The organism is Bifidobacterium mizhiense, assembly GCF_020884755.1.
GTDB lineage: Bacteria > Actinomycetota > Actinomycetes > Actinomycetales > Bifidobacteriaceae > Bombiscardovia > Bombiscardovia mizhiensis.
In genome coordinates, this window is the sequence record NZ_BPWE01000001.1 from 401,483 (window position 1) to 419,749 (window position 18,267).

The window sequence follows — 18,267 nt, forward strand, 5'->3', positions numbered from 1 at the left end:
ACCCTACTGCAGAGCTGCGATCCGATCCACGATCACCTGAGCGGACTGATCGGCAGGAACCGCTTGCACATCCGAGCCGTCGCGGTTGCGGATCTCGATAGTACCGTTGGCAATGGTGTCGCGACCTGCGATGGCGACCAGGGGCACCCCAATCAGCTCGGCATCCTTGAACTTGACCCCGGGAGACACCTTGGGCCGGTCGTCGTAGATGACCTCCACACCACGCTCCTCCAGATCGGCGACCAGTTTCTCGGCGGCATCGAAGGCCTCCTGCTTCTTGCCGGTAGCCACCACATGGACTGCGGCAGGGGCGACAGCCTTGGGCCATGCCAGACCCTTGTCATCGTGATGCATCTCGGCAATGCAGGCCAGCACGCGGGAGATGCCGATGCCGTAGCAGCCCATCCAGACCGGCACAGCCTTGCCGTTGCGGTCCAGAACCTTCAGACCCAGTGCGTCAGAATATTTCAATCCGAGCTGGAAGACCTGGCCGATCTCCACGCCACGTTCAAAGCTGAGCGGCCCCGATCCGTCAGGGCTCATATCCCCGTGACGGACTTCGGCGGCTTCCACCACACCGTCGGCTTGGAAGTCACGCCCATAGACCGCATTGGCCAGGTGCACGCCTTGGGCGTCAGCACCAGTCACCCAGGCTGAGCCAGGGGCCACATGGGCATCGAGGAAGTAGCGGATATGGGCGGCCGACTCGGTATCCGAACGCTGAGGGCCCAAAACACAGGGTCCGATGTATCCCTTGACCAGCTCGGGGTGGGTAGCAAGGTCAGCCTGGCTGGCCTCCTCGATCTCGGCAGGAGCGAACTGGGCTTCCAGGCGCTTCATGTCCACCTGACGGTCTCCCGGCAGGCCGACGGCCACCAGCTCACGCCAGCCCTCGGGGTGGTCATCGTCCGCGGGGTGCTTGACGGCCACAATCAGGTTCTTCAGAGTATCGGCAGCGGTCCAGTCACGGCCATCCTCACGAGGATGCAACTGGTTGAACCGCTCTACCAGGGTGTCGATAGTGGTTGAGTCCGGCGTGTCCAACTCCTTCATAGCCGGAGTTTCAGCATAGTCGAGGGGATCAGGACGCGGGGTGGTCAGCGCCTCCACGTTCCATGCCTTCCCCGAGGGCGCCAAGGCAAAAGTGTCCTCGCCTATGGGCAGCGGAGCCAGGAATTCCTCGGACTCTGATCCTCCCATGGGTCCGGAGACCGCATGGACGATCACGTAATTGACACCCAGACGCTTGAAGATTCGCTCATAGGCGCCGCGCTCATCCTGGTAGGCCTTCTTCAACCCCTCCTCGTCCACGGTGAAGGAGTAAGCGTCCTTCATGATGAACTCACGACCCCTAATCAGCCCGGCACGGGGACGGAACTCGTCGCGGTACTTGGTCTGGATCTGGTACAGAACTACCGGCAGATCCTTGTATGAGGAATACATATCCTTGACCAAAAGGGTGAACATTTCCTCGTGGGTTGGAGCTAGCAGGTAGTCGGCGCCGTGCCTGTCCTGGAGGCGGAAGAGGTTCTCGCCGTACTCCTCCCAGCGGTGGGTGGCCTCGTAGGGCTCGCGAGGCAGCAGGGCCGGGAAATGGACCTCCTGGGCGCCAATGCCGTCGATCTCCTCCCGGACCACGGCCTGGACCTTGTCAAGGACCTTCAGACCCAGTGGCAGCCAGGTGAATATGCCAGGGGCCACCTTGCGAACGTATCCGGCCCGCTGCAGGAGTTTGGCCGAGTCCACATCGGCGTCGGCCGGATCCTCCCTGAGGGTCCGCAGAAAGAGGGTTGACATGCGCATGGCTTTGGTTCTCATACCTCCCAAAGATATGCGCGCAAAGGGACAAGCAACCATAGAGGATGCCGCATGACAATTCGCAAAAACCGAACCAGAAACCAGACAGCACATACAGGTGAAGGTCAGTAAATCCGCAACCTGACATCTGGCATCTATCCAGCTCTATCCCTCCCTCATAAGGGCAGCCAAGATATGATGGTTGTATATCGAACAGGTTTTCTGATTTACAAGGACGAGGCGGGCACCTATGTCATCAGAGCCGGGTGTGACCATCCAGACCTTTACCACTCTCGATGCAGAGCACATGACGCTCCTTCTGGAGGCTGATCCCTCAGAACGGATAATCCATGACGTTTTCGCCCATTCCCGCGCCTACGAAATCCGAGTGGAACAAACTCTGGCCGGTGTCATGCTGCTTGTCAGACCAAACACGGATACCTTGGAAATTGCCAACATCAGCGTGGACCGCGCTTTACGCAGACTGGGAGTCGGAAGCAGATTAATAGACCGAGCCAAGATGGAGACCGTCAGACTGGGTCTGAGAAGGCTGGAAGTCGGGACCGGATCCACCAGTTTTGGAGCCCTTTGCTTCTACCAAACATGCGGATTTCGCATGGACCGCATTGAACGGGATTATTTTGTCAATCGCTACGCGCATCCCATTGTCGAGAACGGAATCACCCTGAGAGACATGGTCCGCCTGTCATGGCATCTCTAGCGACCCGAATAACCACACCAGGCCAAGACCAATAAGGGCCACCATTCAGAAAAGCTGGTCCTGGCTGAATTCGTCTTCTGGTTCCTGACCGACGGCGCGCTTGGTGAAGGACTCTGGACCTTCATCCTTCAGACGGGCACAGGCCGCCTTGGATTCGGCCTTCAAACCTGCATCCAGAACGACGGCATCAGGAGAGACTAGGAAGGCATGCTCATTGATGCCCGTCAGGTAGAGCCCATCCAGACTTTCCACACGGGAGAGAGCCACATAGCCCATCCCTGGCGCGAAGGTCCGTCTCAGATCCATGACTGCCCTGTCCAGGGTCATCCCCTGGGACTTGTGGATGGTGATCCCCCAGGCGCAGCGAAGGGGAACCTGATTGACGGAGGCCAAGACCGTGTCTCCATCCATGGTCTCCCAGGCGGCCGGTTTCATGGTGACCACGTTGCCGTTCAGGAAGGAGACGGTGGGCCATCCCCCCTTGGCCGAGCTGGTGAATCCACTGACGGTGCCGATGGAGCCGTTGACATATTGATGATCCTGATCATTACGCAAGGCCATGACCGCGGCCCCGGTCTTCAGGGCCAGATCCTCGGGGGCCAGCATGTTCTTCTTCAGCCGCTCCACCAGTCTGGCCTCGCCCCGGGATGTGGCCTGGTAATGGTGAGCCTCTTCGTCAATGGAGGCCAAGCGTTGGTCGTTGAGCATGTCAGCCTGCTTGTTGACCGGGAAGAGGTGGACCGCCACCTGGCCAGGAGCCGGCACTACGCCGACACGGGTGGCAAGGACATCATGGTCCTCCTGGGTGACGCCACCTTCCCTGATGTCAGTCAGGACGGTCAAGAGCTGGCCATCGTCCTGGCGGTACTGCTCGGTCAGATAACAGATGACCGGGTCCAGGTCCTGCCAGACCAATGATTCAGTGACGAACCCGTCCGGATCCTTGCCGGCCTGGGCATAGCGTTCTCGGGCAGCCTGGAATTCAGGGCTGGGCAGTATTCCTGCAGCTCGGTTGGACCGGGTCACTGGCGGCAACTGGAAGAAATCCCCCGAAAGGACCACCTGAATCCCTCCGAAAGGCTCTGGGCTGTGACGGACGGCCCTGCAGGCCTGATCCACCATGTCGAAGAGCCAGGCGTGCATCATGGAAACCTCGTCGATGACCAGGATGTCAGTGCCCTCGATCTGCCTGCGGCGGCGGGTCTTGATCCGTTTCAGGAGCGATTCGGTCATGCATGTGGCGATGCCCACTCCGCTCCAGGAGTGGATGGTCTGGCCGTTGATGTGCGTGGCGGCGATGCCGGTCGAAGCGGTCACCGCCACGACCGCCCCGGCCTGACGAGCCTGGTCGACGAACTCATTGAGCACAAAGGTCTTGCCTGACCCGGGGGCGCCCGTGATGAAAGCATTGGCTCCCGCACTCAATATGGTCAAGGCTTCGGATTGCTGCATGCCTCCATGGTGCCACCTCAGCGGTACATGGCCACGCCTGTCAGTAGTCGGTCTTCTCAGGCTTGTTGGCATCCTCGACCGGGTTGCCGGACTCTTCGTAATGGCGCAGCAGGCTGGTCTGTTCGATCTGTTCCGCTCCGGCCTTGGACTGGGCCTGGTCGGGGCCGGGGGCAGGAACAAAGAACATGGAGCGGTAGTAGCGCAGTTCATCCATGGACTCGATGATGTCAGCCAGTGCCCGGTGGCCACCATGCTTGGCCGGCTTGTTCTTGTAGACGTCCGGGTACCAGCGACGGGACAGCTCCTTGAGGGTGCTCACATCGATGACCCGGTAGTGCAGAAGATCCATCAGATCAGGCATGTACCTGTCGAGGAATTTCTTGTCGGAGCCCACGGAGTTGCCTGCCAGATGGGCCTTGCCGTTCTTGGGCAGGAATGGCTTGACATACTCGATCACCTGACGCTGGGCCTCCTCTAGGTCCAGGCCGGTCTTCATCTCCTCGATCAGGCCGGAGGAGGTATGCATCTTCCTGACGAAGTCCCCCATATGGTCCAAGGCCGCCTGGGAGGGCTTGATGACCAGGTCGATGCCCTTGTCCAGGACCTTCATGTTGAAGTCAGTGGGAACCACGGAGACCTCGCACAGCTCGTCGTGGAAGATATCCAGACCGGTCATCTCGCAGTCTATCCAGATCATGCGGGATTCCTCCGCAGTGAAAGTCAGATCATTCGTATCGCTCATCTGTACGCCTTTCAGATCCGGATTGCGCACCGGATCGCTCCTTCCGCCACCTTGGACGGAACATTACAAGATACCGCCAGTGCGTGACCGGCGGAGGGTTCATCAGCCCGGCCGACCGGACCGTAACTGACATGAGATATGCAATCGGCGCAGGTCCTGATGAGATCCTGCGCCGATCACCTGCCTATCTAGGCTCAGTTGTGGAAGCCTGAGTAGTTGGGGGCTTCCTTGGTCATGACGATGTCATGGGGATGCGATTCACGCAGACCGGCATCGGTGATCCGAATGAACCGGCCCTTGCGCTGCAGCTCGGGGATGGTGCGGGCACCGGTATAGAACATGGTCTGGTGCAGGCCGCCGACCAGCTCGTAGAGCACGTAGTTGAGCGGACCGCGGTAGGGCACCTCGCCCTCGACACCCTCGGGCACCACCTTGTCGGAGCTGGTCACATCGGCCTGGAAGTATCGATCCTTGGAATAGCTCTTCTTGCCGCGCGGGGCCATGGCACCCAGTGAGCCCATACCCCGATAGACCTTGTACTGCTTGCCGTGCAGGAGGACCTTCTCGCCAGGAGCCTCCTCAGTGCCTGCCAGCAGACCGCCCAGCATGACCGAATCGGCTCCTGCCACGATGGCCTTGGCAATATCGCCTGAGTAATGGATTCCGCCGTCGGCCACCAGCGGGATACCGGCAGGACGGCAGGCCAGCGCGGCATCGTAGACGGCGGTCAGCTGGGGCACACCCACACCGGCCACCACCCGGGTGGTGCAGATGGAACCGGGGCCCACGCCGACCTTGACCGCGTCGACGCCGGCATCGATCAGCGCCTGGGCACCCTCACGGGTGGCCACGTTGCCGCCGATCACATCCACATGGTCGAAGGCATGATCGGCTTTGATCCGACGGATCATGTCCAGCATGAGCTTGGCGTGGCCATGGGCGGTATCCACGACCAAAATATCGACCCCGGCATCGGCCAGGGCGGTGATGCGCTGCCAGGCATCACCGAAGAAGCCCACGGCGGCGGCCACACGCAGCCGTCCGCGATCATCCTTGGTGGCCTCGGGGTACTGCTCGGTCTTGACGAAGTCCTTGACGGTGATCAACCCGGTCAGCTTGCCCTCGCTATCGACCAGGGGAAGCTTCTCCACCTTGTACTTGGCCAAAAGCTGATGGGCGTCTTCCTTGGTGATGTTGGATGGACCGGTGATCAGATGATCCTTGGTCATGATGTCGCTGACCTTGAGTCTGTCGAAGTCAGCAGGATTGACGAAGCGCATGTCGCGGTTGGTGATGATGCCCACCAGCCGCTGCCGACGATCCACCACAGGCAGACCGGAGACCCTGTAGGTGGAGCAGAGCTTGTCCAGGTCGGTCAGCGTGGCATCCGGAGTGACGGTCAGGGGATCGGAGATCATGCCGGACTCGGACCGCTTGACGATGTCGACCTGATTGGCCTGATCTTCGATGCTGAGATTGCGGTGAAGGACGCCGATGCCGCCGTTGCGGGCCATGGCCACGGCCATGGTGGCCTCGGTGACGGTATCCATGGCAGCCGAGAGGACCGGGGACTTCATAGTGATGTTCCGAGTCAGCCTGGTAGTGGTATCTACTTCGGAGGGGATGACATCGGATTCGTTGGGAAGCAGGAGGACGTCGTCATAAGCCAGACCGATTTTCTGGAAGGCGTCGGGAAGTTGAGTGTAGGAGGAGGGTTCGCTTTGTGGGTTTTCCATAGCCATAGCACCATGCTACAAGTGCTTCTTGACCGTTCACTGCACCGTGTCCGCACTATTTCATTGGGTGAATCAATTGTCCTGATCTTTGTCGTGGCGGCTCTTGCGATGCCAGTGCGGTCTGGCCGCATGCTGTGAACCTTGGGCGGCGAGAAGAGCGTTCTCACGCCTGATTTCGGGAAGGCGACGACGGTAGTAAGGGTAGAGGGTAGCGAAAGTCAGCAGTATGGCGGCCAGGGCCAGACCGATCAAGACATATCTCAGAGGGAAGAAAAGAATAAAGAGCGAGCCGAAGGCAATCAGGGCGGCCCAGCCCCAGAGGATCAGGACCGCGGAACGAACGGTGTGACCGATGCGCAGCATACGGTGGTGCAAGTGCATGCGGTCGGGGTGCATGGGTGATTGTCCGTGGCTGAGCCGCCGGACAATGGCCAGGCACATGTCCAGAACAGGCAGGAAGAGCACCAGGATGGGCAAAAGAATGGGCATAAAGGCCGGCAGATAGATGCTGGCATGAATGGTGGCTGGATCCAGCCGTCCGGTGACCACAATGGAGGCGCAGGTGATCAAGTATCCCAGCAGCATGGATCCTGAATCGCCCATGAAGAGCTTGGCCGGATGCCAGTTGTGCAGGAGGAACCCCACGCAAATGCCCACCATGGCCACGTCGATCAGCGTGGCCAGGGAGGCATAGTCGGGCGAGATGCGGGCGATGATATAGGAGTAGATGGCGAAGGCGATGCCCCCGATGGCCACGATGCCCGCAGCCAGGCCGTCCAGGCCGTCCACGAAGTTGACCGCATTGATGGAGGCCACGATCAGGAAGGCCGTGATGGCCATGGACAGACTGGGCGAGGCCGCCACCAGGGATCCCAGAGGCAGGGAGATGATCTGGATGCCACCCCAAGAGACGAAGACCGAAATCAGCAGCTGGCCGGCCAGCTTGAGCATCCAATCCAGGTCCCAGAGGTCGTCGGCTATGCCCAGCAGGCAGATGGCCACGGCCCCGGCCAGAATGACCCAGGCCTGATGGCCGGACTGGAAGAGGCCCGTGATGAAGGGGATGCGGGAGGCGAAGCACATGGCCACGGCAAAGCCAATCAGCATGCCCAGGCCGCCCATACGGGGGGTGGGCACCTTATGTACGTCGCGAGCGCGAACCACACCTACAGCACCAACCCGGATGGCGAGATGACGAACCATGGGCATGACCAGCCAGGTGGCTCCGCCAGCGATGGCAGCAATGAACAGGTATACCCTCACTGGCCCTCCCCTTTGCTGCTTTGGCTAGACAGTATTGCACGAACCCGAGCCTCACCGATTACGCCCTGCCGAAGCACGTGTATTCCGTCAGAATCAGTCTTGTCGGCTTCCACCACCGTGCTGGCCACTGAGCCAGGGGTCGGTCCCCCGTCCAGGTAAAGATCGACGCTATCACCCAGATCGGCTCTGGCCTGCTGGATGGTTTCCACACTTGGGTTACCCGATCGATTGGCACTGGAAGCCGCCAAAGGTCCGGTCACCTGCAGGAGTGCCCTACAGATGGACGAGTCAGGCACTCTGACAGCCTGAGTAGGACCATCGGGTTCCATCCGAGGGGTGCGCAGAGGGCAGGACTTCCCCACAAGGGCAATAGGCGAGAAAGGACCCGGCAACAGTGCGTCGGCCAGGCGATCAAGAGGCTCGGGCAGGCTGAGATCCAGCCGGTCCATGGCCTGGACCCCATCCAGCAGTACCTGGATGGACTTGGTCCTGGGACGGTGCTTGGCCTGGAAGAGCCGATCGATGGCCGCGTCATTGCATGGATCGCAGACGATGCCATAGACCGTGTCGGTAGGAATGACCGCCAGCCCCCCTGCGGCCACCACCTGGGCCAGCAACTGCGGCGACCGACTGTCATAGGTCATCACCCGGCTCATACCCTGCATCACGACCTTTCGGCTCGACATGTTCATGTGACCAGCTACCAATCTATCCCAGGACCACGGCAGACCGCTAGGATGCAGGGTCTGGCCGCCGAGCTGTCAGGTAACGGTCGCGGCCGGTTAGGTCTTGGTTCGTATGCGCCTGAAGGTACCCCCGATCCAGTGCGGCAGTGACCATGGCCGGCCCCTGGGAGGCATCATGCTCCATGACCAGCAGACCGCCGGGAGCCAAGAAAATCATGGCCCTGTCCAGAATGCGGCAAGGCAAAAGACACCCGTCGGGCGAACCGCCATAGAGGGCCAGGTCCGGATCCCAGTCACGCACCTCCGGCTGGCTAGGAATCGCATCCATGGGGACGTAGGGAGGATTGCTGATGACCAGATCCACCTGGGCATTCAGATCAGACAGGGTAGCGGGTTCCGTGGCATCAGCCAAGAGCAACTGATAGTCGGATCCAGCCTCCCGAATGGCAGCCTCTTGAGCGGCGGCATTCAATGCACCCCACCGATATGCCTCCTTGTCCACCTCTACGGCCCGGACCCGCGCTCCTGGAACTTCTATAGCCAGGGACAACCCAATGGCCCCGCTGCCGGAGCACAGATCCACCACTAGAGGATGATCCATTCCAATCAAGGCATCCACTCCCGCCTGGACCACCGTTTCGGTCTCAGGACGAGGGATAAAGACCCCCGGCCCCAGGCGGAGATCCAAATACCGGAAGTAGGCGTGACCGAGAATGTACTGCAAGGGTTCGCGCCCGGCTCGCCTTTGCAGATAGGACTGATAACGATCCAAGGCAGCCGACTGGGGAACATCGGCCTGCCCGCGACCAACTCCATTTGTCAGCAGTTCCTCAACAGTCCGATCCAAGAGCAGAGCCTGATCCAGCTGATGAAGATCGCACCCAAGGATATCGGCCAGCAGTAGCCTGGCATCATTGAGCGGGGTGGGCAGACCGGCCTGAGCCAACAGACGATGGCCCTGATCAACCAGCGCAGCCAGACTGGTCCCATGCTCCTGCTTATTCACCCCTGTGAAGCCATTCTGCGGGCCTCGTCGGCCTGGATATCGGAGTCGATAACGGCCTGTAGATCGCCATCCAACACCTGCTCCAGGTTGTAGGCCTTGTAGCCGGTACGATGATCCACAATCCGGCTCTCGGGGAAGTTGTAGGTCCTGATGCGCTCGGACCGGTCCAGGGAACGTACCTGGGAATGGCGCATGTCGGCGGCCTGAGCGGCCTCCTCCTCGTGCTTCATGGCCAGCAGACGGGACTTGAGCACCCGCAGGGCGGCCTGACGATTCTGTATCTGGGATTTCTCATCCTGCATGGAGACCACGATGCCGGTGGGAATGTGGGTCATGCGCACAGCGGAGTAGGTGGTGTTGACGGACTGTCCTCCCGGGCCGGAGCTCATGAAGATGTCAACCTTGAGGTCCTTGGGGTCAATCTCGATCTCGTCGTCGTCCTCGTCAGCCTCGGGAAAGACGATGACTCCAGCGGCTGAAGTCTGAATACGACCCTGAGACTCGGTGACGGGAATGCGCTGGACCCGATGCACGCCGCCCTCGTACTTGAGGGAAGCCCAGACGCCGTCGGCCGGAGCCACCTGACCGCGAGCACGAATGGCCAGCTGGGCATCCTTGACCCCGCCCAGCTGAGTACGGTTCTCACTCATGATCTCGGTGGTCCAACCGCGTTTTTCGGCATAACGCACATACATACGCATCAGATCGCCAGCGAAGAGGGCCGCCTCCTCGCCGCCGCTGCCGGCCTTGATCTCCATGATCGTATCGCGGCCGTCATCGGGGTCACGCGGAATAAGAGCGGTGCGCAGGGTCTGCTCCAGATCCGGTATGCGGTCAGCCATGGCTTTGGCTTCTTCGGCGAAGTCAGGATCCTCCTGTGCCATCTGTTCGGCTGCCTGGCTGTCTTCCAAGGCGCTTTGATAGGCCTTGTAGGCTTCAACAATGGGAGCGAGCTCAGCATGTCTGCGGCCCAACTTGCGGATCTGCGCCGGATCGGAAGCCGTTTCGGGCTGGCTCATCTGCTTTTCCAGGCGACCGTACTCCTCGACGGCAGCCACCGCCGCCGGAAACTGCTCCTCGCTCATCTACACCCTTCCCGTCCGCTCATCAGCTTGATTCAAGTCATAAAAAACGCCAGTCCCCACCGGGCATAGCAGAGCGACCCGGAAGGGACTGGCGTTGGAAGTGCTACTTGGTCCTCTTGCCGTAACGGGCTTCGAACCGAGCCACGCGACCACCGGTGTCCAGAATCTTCTGCTTGCCGGTGTAGAAGGGGTGGCAGTGCGAGCAGACATCAACCGTCATATGATCGCCGGGAGCGGTCGAACGGGTGATGAAGGTATTGCCGCACGAGCACGTGACCTCAACGGGATGATAATCGGGATGAATTCCCTGCTTCATGGTTACTCCTAGATCCAAGGGCCCCGGGTCGACCGCCCCTGTGGCGGACGTGAACCGGCAACCGCGTAATAGTTTAGCGCAACCCGGGGAGAATACGACCCCCTTGCGCCACACGCCGAATCGACCAACCGGTGTGGCGAGCCGCGAGCCCTCTAGAATCAAACAGTCGGACCGACCGGCCCGGCGAGGCGACAAAGGAGGGCAGCAATGCAGCAGGAAGTGGCATTCGTTACAGGAGCGGCTCAGGGGATCGGCGAGGCCATCGCCCGCCGCCTGGCCAAGGATGGGTTCGCCGTGGCCGTGGCCGACATGAACACCGATAAGGCCCAGGCAGTGGCCGACTCCATCAATCAATCAGACGGACGGGCGATGGCTGTCACCCTGGACGTGACCGATCGTGTCCAGGTGCGCTCCGCCGTCGAGAAGACGGCTACCAAACTGGGCGACTTCAACGTAATCGTCAACAATGCCGGCCTGGGGCCGACCACCCCCATCGAGTCCATCACCCCGGAGCTGTTCGACAAGGTTTACCACGTCAACGTGGCAGGAACCATCTGGGGGATGCAGGCCGCCGTTCAAGCCTTCCGTGATCGGGGTCACGGGGGCAAGATCATCAACGCCGCCAGCCAGGCCGGCGTGGTGGGCAACCCCAACCTGATGCTCTATTCCTCCACCAAGTTCGCCATCCGCGGCCTGACCCAGGTGGCTGCGCGCGATCTGGCCAAGGAGGGCATCACCGCCAACGCCTACGCCCCCGGCATCGTCAAGACACCGATGATGATGGATATCGCTCATCAGGTGGGAGTCAACGCCGGCAAGGATGACGAGTGGGGCATGTCCACCTTCTCGGACGGCATCGCCCTGGGACGGCTTTCCGAACCGGAGGACGTGGCCAATGCCGTAGCCTTCCTGGCCGGACACGACTCTGACTACGTAACCGGCCAGACCCTGATCGTGGACGGCGGCATGCAATTCCAGTGAGTCTCCCGTCCGGATTCGCCCACATATGATGGACCCTCGCCGATCGGTTCTTTCCGATGGTGAGGGTCCACGATTATGCAGAGATCGTTCAGGCGTTGAAGACGTACTTGTCCAGACGGTCCATAGCCTCCCGGACCCGGCTCAAAGGCAGCGCCAGGTTCATGCGGATGGCGCAGGGAGCCTTGAACTGCCGCCCGTCCTGGACGGCCACACCTACATCCCAGGCACGCTTCAGCAGCTGGTCCAGGCTCAGATCGTGGTCCTTGCACCATTGCGTGCAGTCAAGGAAAAGCATATAGGTGCCCTGGGGCTTGGAGAGCTCGACTCCCTGGAAATGCTGCCGGATGTAATCGTAGGCATAGTCCACATTCCCGGTCAGGACCTGCCGAAGTTCGTCCACCCACTCCTGGCCTTGGGGCTTGTAGGCCCCGATCAGGGCATGCATGGACAGCACGTTCATGTCGTTGTAGTGGGCCTTGGACCCCTTGGCCACAATCCTGTCACGCAGGTATTTGTTGTAGATGATGTGGTAGGAGCCCACCAGCCCGGCCAGGTTGAAGGTCTTGCTGGGCGCATAGAAGGCAGCCGTCCTGTTGCGCGCATCCTCGCTGACCGACTGGGTGGGGACGTGCTTGTGGCCCGACAGGATCAGATCTGACCAAATCTCGTCGGAGATGACCACACAGTCGTTCTCCTTATATACCTCCATGGCCTTTTCGATCTCCCACTTCTCCCAGACGCGGCCGCAGGGGTTGTGCGGGCTGCAGAAGACCGCCACATGGATGTTGTTCTCCTTGAGCTTGCGATCCATGTCCTCGAAGTCCATGCGCCAAACGCCCTGCTCGTCCTTCTTCAAGGGACTGTGCACGATGTGGTAGCCGTTGTTCTCGATGCAGGACGTGAAGCCGACATAGGTCGGGCTGTGGAGCAATACCGCATCGCCGGGCGCCGCAAAGGCGGTCAAAGTCGAGACGACACCGCCCAGGACCCCGTTCTCATAGCCGATATCCTCGGCCGTCAGGCCCTCCACACCATTACGGGTGCGCTGCCAGTTGATGATGGCATTGTAGTACTCGTCAGTGGGATTGAAGTAGCCGAAGGCCGGATGCTTGGCACGCTCGATGATGGCCTCAGGTATGGTCGGCACCGTAGGAAAGTTCATATCGGCCACCCACATGGGGATGACATCGAAGCCCTCCTTGGGAGGTTCGGGGGCGAATCCAGGCTCGGCACCCAGGCCATCAACCGCAATGGCGTCCTTGCCGTGCCTATCCATGATGCTGGTGAAATCGTATGTCATAGTCAACCTCTCATCCCGTGCAGATGCGCTCGCAGCGACCTCCAGCCAGTCTACTGCCGTGGGCTCCATCCGAGTGTCTGCGTCTAATACCAAAACCTCGATGGTACTATCTGGCTTTAGTCAGTGGATGGGGTGACCAGAATGAGAGCATCAAAGCCTGTATCATCTTCTCTACAGCTTTTCGTCCCGCTCGTGGATTTTCTGGGTAAAATCCTCGGGCCCAAAACGGAAGTGGTGCTTCAGAATGTCAAGGATTTCTCGCATTCGGTGGTTGCCATCGCCAACGGCAATTTGAGCGGACGCACTATAGGCAGCCCCGCCACCGACCTGGTCATGCACATCTGGCAGAACCACGAATACGATCAGCACAACTATCTGACCCATTACACGAGCTACACCATCCAGGGACACCCTATGGTCTCCTCTACTCTTTTCGTGCGGAATTCCAGAGGACGGGTGATTGGCTTTCTCTGCATCAATTTTGACAATTCCGCCTTCCGACAGGCCAGCCAAGAGCTCAGACGGGCAAGCGCTTATCTGGACGCTCTAGGACTGGCCGATCCTATTGCGGAGCTGAAAGACGATGGGGCCGTACCAGAAAAATCAGATACCGAGAACGGGATCGATCAATCGACACGTGAAGTGCTCTCAGTCAACACAGACGAAGTAGTTACGCATAATATCGCCGAATTTGCTGCGCAGCTCGGTATTCCTCCGGCAAGGATGAACCGGCAGGAGCGCCTGCAACTGATCACACGCCTGGAGGGCTCGGGGGTCTTCCTGATCAAGGGCTCAGTGGACACGGTTGCCCGGACTCTCGGGATCTCCTCCCCCAGCGTCTACCGCTACTTGCATACGATACGCAGTGCTGCTGCAGGCCCTGATCAGAGCACATCGGCTCGCCCTACTCAGCTTTGACACACCCCCTCCAAGGTGTATGATTAAGAACAGATATACGGGGGACGTATACACGATGGACCTACAGGGGCTGAACTATTTTCAGTTCCAGAGGAGATGTACATGCGTATAGTTTCCCGGCATATGCCGACGGCTCCTACTCGAGCACGTCCCGTATTCTTTTCCCTGATAAATTCCCATACTTAGCGGTTCTACGGAAACGCTTCCGGATTATTGTGTTATGCGCAGATCTTATGGCTGTCTACGTATGCACGCTTGGGGCACCGAGAAGTGGATATACACCGAGAGTGCTCTATGATCCGACATAAAAAACGCGCCTAGCTCTTTTCCCCCGGCTTACATGTGAAGCCATACATATTTGCATCGGTGAATCATGGATGCTAGAGCTAGGCGGCGAGAGGACGGCCCCGACAATAGCCGGGGCTAGTCCTTCTACTAAGACTATCAAGAAAGTTCGGGGGACAAAACTATCGCTCTTCCACTGGCGGTCAGCAAAGATGCATATTAATGATGGCCAACTAATATACTTAGCTCATTGACAAATACTGCGTCTACTCTCTATTCGATGAGCGAGATCATCTCTTTGTCTAAACAACTTTGAGATTTTCAGTGATACATCCGGCATATTTGAAGCATAAGTGAGGAATTAAAGCATAAACGAACATCGTTATCCTCACGGTCCTTATTCTCAAGACACGCGAGAAAACAGGATTGTTCAATTCACTAAGAACCAATCAATTGCCTATGGTGCCGCACGTTCATTTACGAGTTCACTCAATGACTGTGTATTAGGACGATAGTGCAGGCATAAATTATCTATCTATGCAGAGATTCCAAAACAGCAAGAAGAACATCTTTTAAACCACTAAAACAAGTCGCATAACTCCCTCGAAAACTGAAACGCATGCAAAGTCGACGCCGCTTTACAAAACGCCAGCAAGCACAACAGCCTGCTCCGTGAGCTGCATTTTAAATGTATGCAACAGCCATGGCGAAAACGCGATCATGTTACTCAGACGACATTGTAGGTAATATAAAGAACCGCGAATACTTGTCATAGTTGGATAGAAAATGCATACGTCTTTAATCGAAATGATTCGAAGGACTCTGACATGGCCTTCTGTGTGGTTGGCGTTTATCTGCTCTGTAAATCTTTGTCAAAGCTAGTTACTTCTTCGACGATCTATATATGGGTACAACCAAAGTACATTTCCACAAGACCAAATTCAGCATTTGCAATCAAGCAATAATATCAAGAAGCCGAGTCAGCAAGTGATTTATGCACGCAAAGACAAATGTCGTGAAAAGTACCTGAGCGTGCAAGTCTTTCAGCGCTTTACACTAATAGTGTGCTGCTCGTTCGGTCATCGATGATTGTACCAAGGAGCGATCATAGATATGAATAAACAAACTAGTGAGCTCTTCCCTGCTGATACTAAGGAAAGTACAAGCGTATTGACTCCAGTTAAAAGTACAGCATCAACAGATGCTGCCACTCCTCCAGTTCCGCCTCCCGACAGCGGCAACGCTAAACCTACCGGGCACCACACCCACAAAAGCAAATCTGGCAAATCTATATGGAAGACAGCTTGCATAGTTTTGCTCGCCTTCATCATCGGATTAAGCTTCAGCTCATGTCACGGCTCTGATCCCAAAGCTTCTCAAGACTACAAAGACCTCCAGTCGGATTACTCAAAGTCACAAAGCAATCTGCACAAGGCTCGTAGGGAATTGCTTGACGCGCAAAGACAAGTCAAAAAAGTCCAAGACAAAGCCGATAAGTGGGATAAGGAGCAGGCCGATAAAAAAGAGGCCGAGCAAAAAGCCGAACAAGACAAGGCGAACCAAGAGAAAGCTGCAGCAGACAAAGCTGCACAAGAGAAAGCAGCCGCAGATCAAGCCGCACAAATACAAGCTCAACAGCAACAATTCCAAGCCCAACAGCAAGCCCAACAGCAGCAGATGCAGCTACAACCTCGCTCACAAAGCACTGTACACCGCGGAGCATTTTGTTCAGGAGCAGGGTCCACTGGAGCATCTGACCAAAATGGCACCACTCTAACCTGCAGAACAGCCAAAGATGGTCGCCTGCGATGGATGAACTAACAGGGAGGAAAAGCACTTGAATCCAAAATGAGAAGACCCGACATAGAAAGTTCAATTAATACATGAGCAGGTATAGCTTCAAATGCTAAAAAACAGGCTCTCACCCCAGTCCATGAGAAGAAACGTCAAGCTGTAATATAAACCCTTAAACGAAAAGCTCCACCTGATGAGTATCTAATTTCTAAATTACTTTCAGATGAATAAAGTCGAGAAGACTCTTTTGGAACCGTGACAAGCCAATGATTTTCTCGTGAAACTTAAAAGACACTCGTTCTATCATTTATCTTGGTGCAATGTAAAACCCCCGCAGGCTCTGTGCCTGTAGGGGTTTCGCTTGGTGGGGCCTCAGGGGCTTGAACCCTGGACCGAACGATTATGAGTCGTTTGCTCTAACCGACTGAGCTAAGGCCCCGCGCCGATTGTACCGGCCAGAGTCATGGTATCAAAACGACTCGTCATCAAGCAGATCCGGATTGTCGGACCTACTTGGTGACCTGGTTGTAGACAGGCAGACCCATGTATCCGAAAGGAGCCTGGCGAACCTGCTTGCTGGCCACCGCCGATACCTTCCTGTACCAGAGCGGCAGCACCGGAAGATCCTTGAAGAGGACGGCCTCGGCCTGGCGGTAATCCTGCATGGCTTCGTCCTGATCGGTCTTGGAGGCGGCACGGGAGAGGATGGCATCATATTCTGCGCTCTTGTAGTCCCCGTTGTTCAGACCCTTGCCATCAGCCTGGCTGGAGGCATATCCCTGAACCAGGTAACCCTCGGGGTGAGGATAGTCCGAGGTAATACCCGAATTGAAAATACTGTTGACCTGACGGTTATGAACTGCCGTATTGAATTCCTTGCCCGTCGGGAAGATATTCGGTTCCGTCTTGATGCCCAGAACCTGGGCGTACTCATGCAGAACCGCATCAACCCAATCCTTGTCGGTTCCGTCAGCACTGTAAGCAATGCGAAGCGTGCCCTCCCAGGGAGCGATGGCGTCAGCCTCCTTCCATAGTTTACGAGCCTGGTCCGGATCGTGCTTCAGTACCTCTTTGCCTTTGATGTCGGAAGCATTCCCCTTGATGGTGGGGGCGAGGAAATCAGTGGCCGGCGTAACCGAACCAGCGAAGACCTTGTCGGCTATTTTCGCGCGATCCAAGGCATATGACAGAGCCTTCCGGCGAAGAGCGCCCTCCTCCCCCTGGAAATGCTGCAGGCCCTGCGGAATGGTCAGGGAACGGAAGGCCGGCCCGGGCTTGATCAAGGGCTGCAGGCCCGAATCGGTGTGGAAGGTTTTCAGGCGAGAGACCGGAACCGTATCAAGCACGTCCAGGTGACCGGCTTGAACATCGGCGTAAGCGGCATCGAGACTCTGGTAGTCCCTGAATTCCAGGCTTCCGTTCCTAGCCTTGCGAGGCCCCTTGTATGCAGGATCTTTCTCCAGCTTGATTCCCTGATTGGGCACCCATGATTTGAAGCGGTAGGGCCCGTTCCCGATTGGCTTCTTACCGAAGGCCTTGATGTCCTTGTAGGCGGACGACGGCAGGGGAAGGAAGGCCACATCTCCCACCTTGTAGGGGAAGGAGGAATCAGGCTTGCTCATGGTCACCTCCAGGGTCAGGTCGTCAACCACCCGAAGACCAGACAGAGGGGCCTTGGGATCGCCATGTTCGTCCTGCACCTGTTCATACCCGGCGATGGTCGAAAAAGCCGAGGCCCCCAGCTGTCCATTGGCCGCATTCGCCGCAAAGGACCAGGAATCGGCATAGGTCTTGGCTGTGATCTTCTCACCATCACTGAAGGTGAGTCCTGGTTTGAGGACAATCGTGTACTTGCTTGCATCCTCATTGGGAGTAATTGATTTGGCCTCGACCAGCGTCTTCCCACCTTTGGCATCGAAGGTGACCAACCCGTCGAAGAGCTGGGTCACCACCTTCCAACCTGCGGTGTCGTTGGTGCTGGAGGGAATCAGGGGCGCCGTAGGTTCGGCATTGTTAACGCTGATGGCGGCCCGGGGGTCGATCCGGTCTTCTTGGGATGTCTGGGAGGTGCCGCAGGCGCCCGCTGCCAGGATGAGGGGCAACACCGCTGCTGCAATGTATGAACGAAGTTTGGTCATGATAGGACCCTTCCTGCCCGGTGCGGGCCTTGTCACAGCTGCAAAAC

15 protein-coding genes and 1 tRNA gene are annotated in these 18,267 nt (G+C 57.9%); 4 read left to right on the top strand and 12 right to left on the bottom strand.

Going from position 1 to position 18,267, the window contains the following annotated elements:
* Positions 1 to 3 precede the first annotated feature (3 nt).
* Positions 4 to 1,818: a proline--tRNA ligase gene (locus LPC22_RS01675; protein WP_229131792.1), complete on the bottom strand. Its 1,815-nt coding sequence runs from the start codon at positions 1,816 to 1,818 to the stop codon at positions 4 to 6.
* A gap of 229 nt (positions 1,819 to 2,047) precedes the next feature.
* On the opposite strand from LPC22_RS01675, the gene LPC22_RS01680 reads away from it, so the two are divergent.
* Entirely contained in the window at positions 2,048 to 2,518 is a 471-nt protein-coding gene (locus LPC22_RS01680; RefSeq protein ID WP_229131793.1) for a GNAT family N-acetyltransferase, read from the top strand.
* Between the two features lie 45 nt (positions 2,519 to 2,563).
* Here the strand turns inward: LPC22_RS01680 and LPC22_RS01685 are convergent, their stop codons facing one another.
* The 8 genes from LPC22_RS01685 to rpmE all read right to left on the bottom strand — a co-directional run bounded on the left by LPC22_RS01685 (position 2,564) and on the right by rpmE (position 10,804).
* A complete protein-coding gene (locus LPC22_RS01685) occupies positions 2,564 to 3,970 on the bottom strand; it encodes a PIF1 family DEAD/DEAH box helicase (protein WP_229131794.1) in 1,407 nt (468 codons plus the stop codon).
* 40 nt (positions 3,971 to 4,010) lie between these two features.
* Positions 4,011 to 4,712, bottom strand: coding sequence for an oligoribonuclease (gene orn / locus LPC22_RS01690; protein WP_229131795.1), 702 nt, complete (start codon positions 4,710 to 4,712; stop codon positions 4,011 to 4,013).
* Between the two features lie 194 nt (positions 4,713 to 4,906).
* The gene (gene guaB, locus LPC22_RS01695; RefSeq protein ID WP_229131796.1) at positions 4,907 to 6,454 is read right to left on the bottom strand and encodes an IMP dehydrogenase; all 1,548 of its coding nucleotides are present in this window, start codon (positions 6,452 to 6,454) and stop codon (positions 4,907 to 4,909) included.
* Between the two features lie 66 nt (positions 6,455 to 6,520).
* Positions 6,521 to 7,711 (bottom strand): MraY family glycosyltransferase, encoded by a 1,191-nt coding sequence (locus LPC22_RS01700; protein ID WP_024626691.1) that lies wholly within the window; start codon positions 7,709 to 7,711, stop codon positions 6,521 to 6,523.
* A complete protein-coding gene (locus LPC22_RS01705) occupies positions 7,708 to 8,403 on the bottom strand; it encodes an L-threonylcarbamoyladenylate synthase (RefSeq protein ID WP_373312855.1) in 696 nt (231 codons plus the stop codon). The genes LPC22_RS01700 and LPC22_RS01705 overlap by 4 nt, the downstream gene beginning before the upstream one ends.
* Before the next feature lie 40 nt (positions 8,404 to 8,443).
* Positions 8,444 to 9,403 (bottom strand): peptide chain release factor N(5)-glutamine methyltransferase, encoded by a 960-nt coding sequence (prmC, locus tag LPC22_RS01710; RefSeq protein ID WP_229131797.1) that lies wholly within the window; start codon positions 9,401 to 9,403, stop codon positions 8,444 to 8,446.
* Positions 9,400 to 10,488, bottom strand: a complete 1,089-nt coding sequence (prfA, locus tag LPC22_RS01715) for a peptide chain release factor 1 (protein WP_024626694.1) — start codon at positions 10,486 to 10,488, stop codon at positions 9,400 to 9,402. Before prfA ends, prmC begins: the two co-directional genes overlap by 4 nt.
* 103 nt (positions 10,489 to 10,591) lie before the next feature.
* Positions 10,592 to 10,804 (bottom strand): 50S ribosomal protein L31, encoded by a 213-nt coding sequence (gene rpmE, locus LPC22_RS01720; RefSeq protein ID WP_015022244.1) that lies wholly within the window; start codon positions 10,802 to 10,804, stop codon positions 10,592 to 10,594.
* Between the two features lie 207 nt (positions 10,805 to 11,011).
* Between rpmE and LPC22_RS01725 the strand changes: the two genes are divergently transcribed.
* Positions 11,012 to 11,785 (top strand): (S)-acetoin forming diacetyl reductase, encoded by a 774-nt coding sequence (locus tag LPC22_RS01725; RefSeq protein ID WP_229131798.1) that lies wholly within the window; start codon positions 11,012 to 11,014, stop codon positions 11,783 to 11,785.
* Positions 11,786 to 11,873: 88 nt separating this feature from the next.
* Here LPC22_RS01725 and LPC22_RS01730 read toward each other — a convergent pair whose 3' ends face one another.
* Positions 11,874 to 13,085, bottom strand: coding sequence for a MalY/PatB family protein (locus LPC22_RS01730; protein WP_229131799.1), 1,212 nt, complete (start codon positions 13,083 to 13,085; stop codon positions 11,874 to 11,876).
* A gap of 141 nt (positions 13,086 to 13,226) precedes the next feature.
* On the opposite strand from LPC22_RS01730, the gene LPC22_RS01735 reads away from it, so the two are divergent.
* On the top strand, positions 13,227 to 14,003 hold the full coding sequence (locus LPC22_RS01735) for a helix-turn-helix transcriptional regulator (RefSeq protein ID WP_229131800.1): 777 nt from the start codon (positions 13,227 to 13,229) through the stop codon (positions 14,001 to 14,003).
* A gap of 1,398 nt (positions 14,004 to 15,401) precedes the next feature.
* A complete protein-coding gene (locus LPC22_RS01740) occupies positions 15,402 to 16,109 on the top strand; it encodes a hypothetical protein (RefSeq protein WP_229131801.1) in 708 nt (235 codons plus the stop codon).
* A gap of 335 nt (positions 16,110 to 16,444) precedes the next feature.
* Here the strand turns inward: LPC22_RS01740 and LPC22_RS01745 are convergent.
* A tRNA-Ile gene (locus tag LPC22_RS01745) sits at positions 16,445 to 16,521 on the bottom strand.
* 70 nt (positions 16,522 to 16,591) lie between these two features.
* Positions 16,592 to 18,220, bottom strand: a complete 1,629-nt coding sequence (locus LPC22_RS01750) for a peptide ABC transporter substrate-binding protein (RefSeq protein WP_229131802.1) — start codon at positions 18,218 to 18,220, stop codon at positions 16,592 to 16,594.
* Positions 18,221 to 18,267: the final 47 nt, after the last annotated feature.

Coding starts and splice junctions, on each gene's coding strand:
- LPC22_RS01675 (WP_229131792.1), bottom strand. CDS start 1,818: ATGAGAACCAAAGCCATGCGCATGTCAACCCTCTTTCTGCGGACCCTC.
- LPC22_RS01680 (WP_229131793.1), top strand. CDS start 2,048: ATGTCATCAGAGCCGGGTGTGACCATCCAGACCTTTACCACTCTCGAT.
- LPC22_RS01685 (WP_229131794.1), bottom strand. CDS start 3,970: ATGCAGCAATCCGAAGCCTTGACCATATTGAGTGCGGGAGCCAATGCT.
- orn (WP_229131795.1), bottom strand. CDS start 4,712: ATGAGCGATACGAATGATCTGACTTTCACTGCGGAGGAATCCCGCATG.
- guaB (WP_229131796.1), bottom strand. CDS start 6,454: ATGGCTATGGAAAACCCACAAAGCGAACCCTCCTCCTACACTCAACTT.
- LPC22_RS01705 (WP_373312855.1), bottom strand. CDS start 8,403: ATGAACATGTCGAGCCGAAAGGTCGTGATGCAGGGTATGAGCCGGGTG.
- prfA (WP_024626694.1), bottom strand. CDS start 10,488: ATGAGCGAGGAGCAGTTTCCGGCGGCGGTGGCTGCCGTCGAGGAGTAC.
- rpmE (WP_015022244.1), bottom strand. CDS start 10,804: ATGAAGCAGGGAATTCATCCCGATTATCATCCCGTTGAGGTCACGTGC.
- LPC22_RS01725 (WP_229131798.1), top strand. CDS start 11,012: ATGCAGCAGGAAGTGGCATTCGTTACAGGAGCGGCTCAGGGGATCGGC.
- LPC22_RS01730 (WP_229131799.1), bottom strand. CDS start 13,085: ATGACATACGATTTCACCAGCATCATGGATAGGCACGGCAAGGACGCC.
- LPC22_RS01735 (WP_229131800.1), top strand. CDS start 13,227: ATGAGAGCATCAAAGCCTGTATCATCTTCTCTACAGCTTTTCGTCCCG.
- LPC22_RS01740 (WP_229131801.1), top strand. CDS start 15,402: ATGAATAAACAAACTAGTGAGCTCTTCCCTGCTGATACTAAGGAAAGT.
- LPC22_RS01750 (WP_229131802.1), bottom strand. CDS start 18,220: ATGACCAAACTTCGTTCATACATTGCAGCAGCGGTGTTGCCCCTCATC.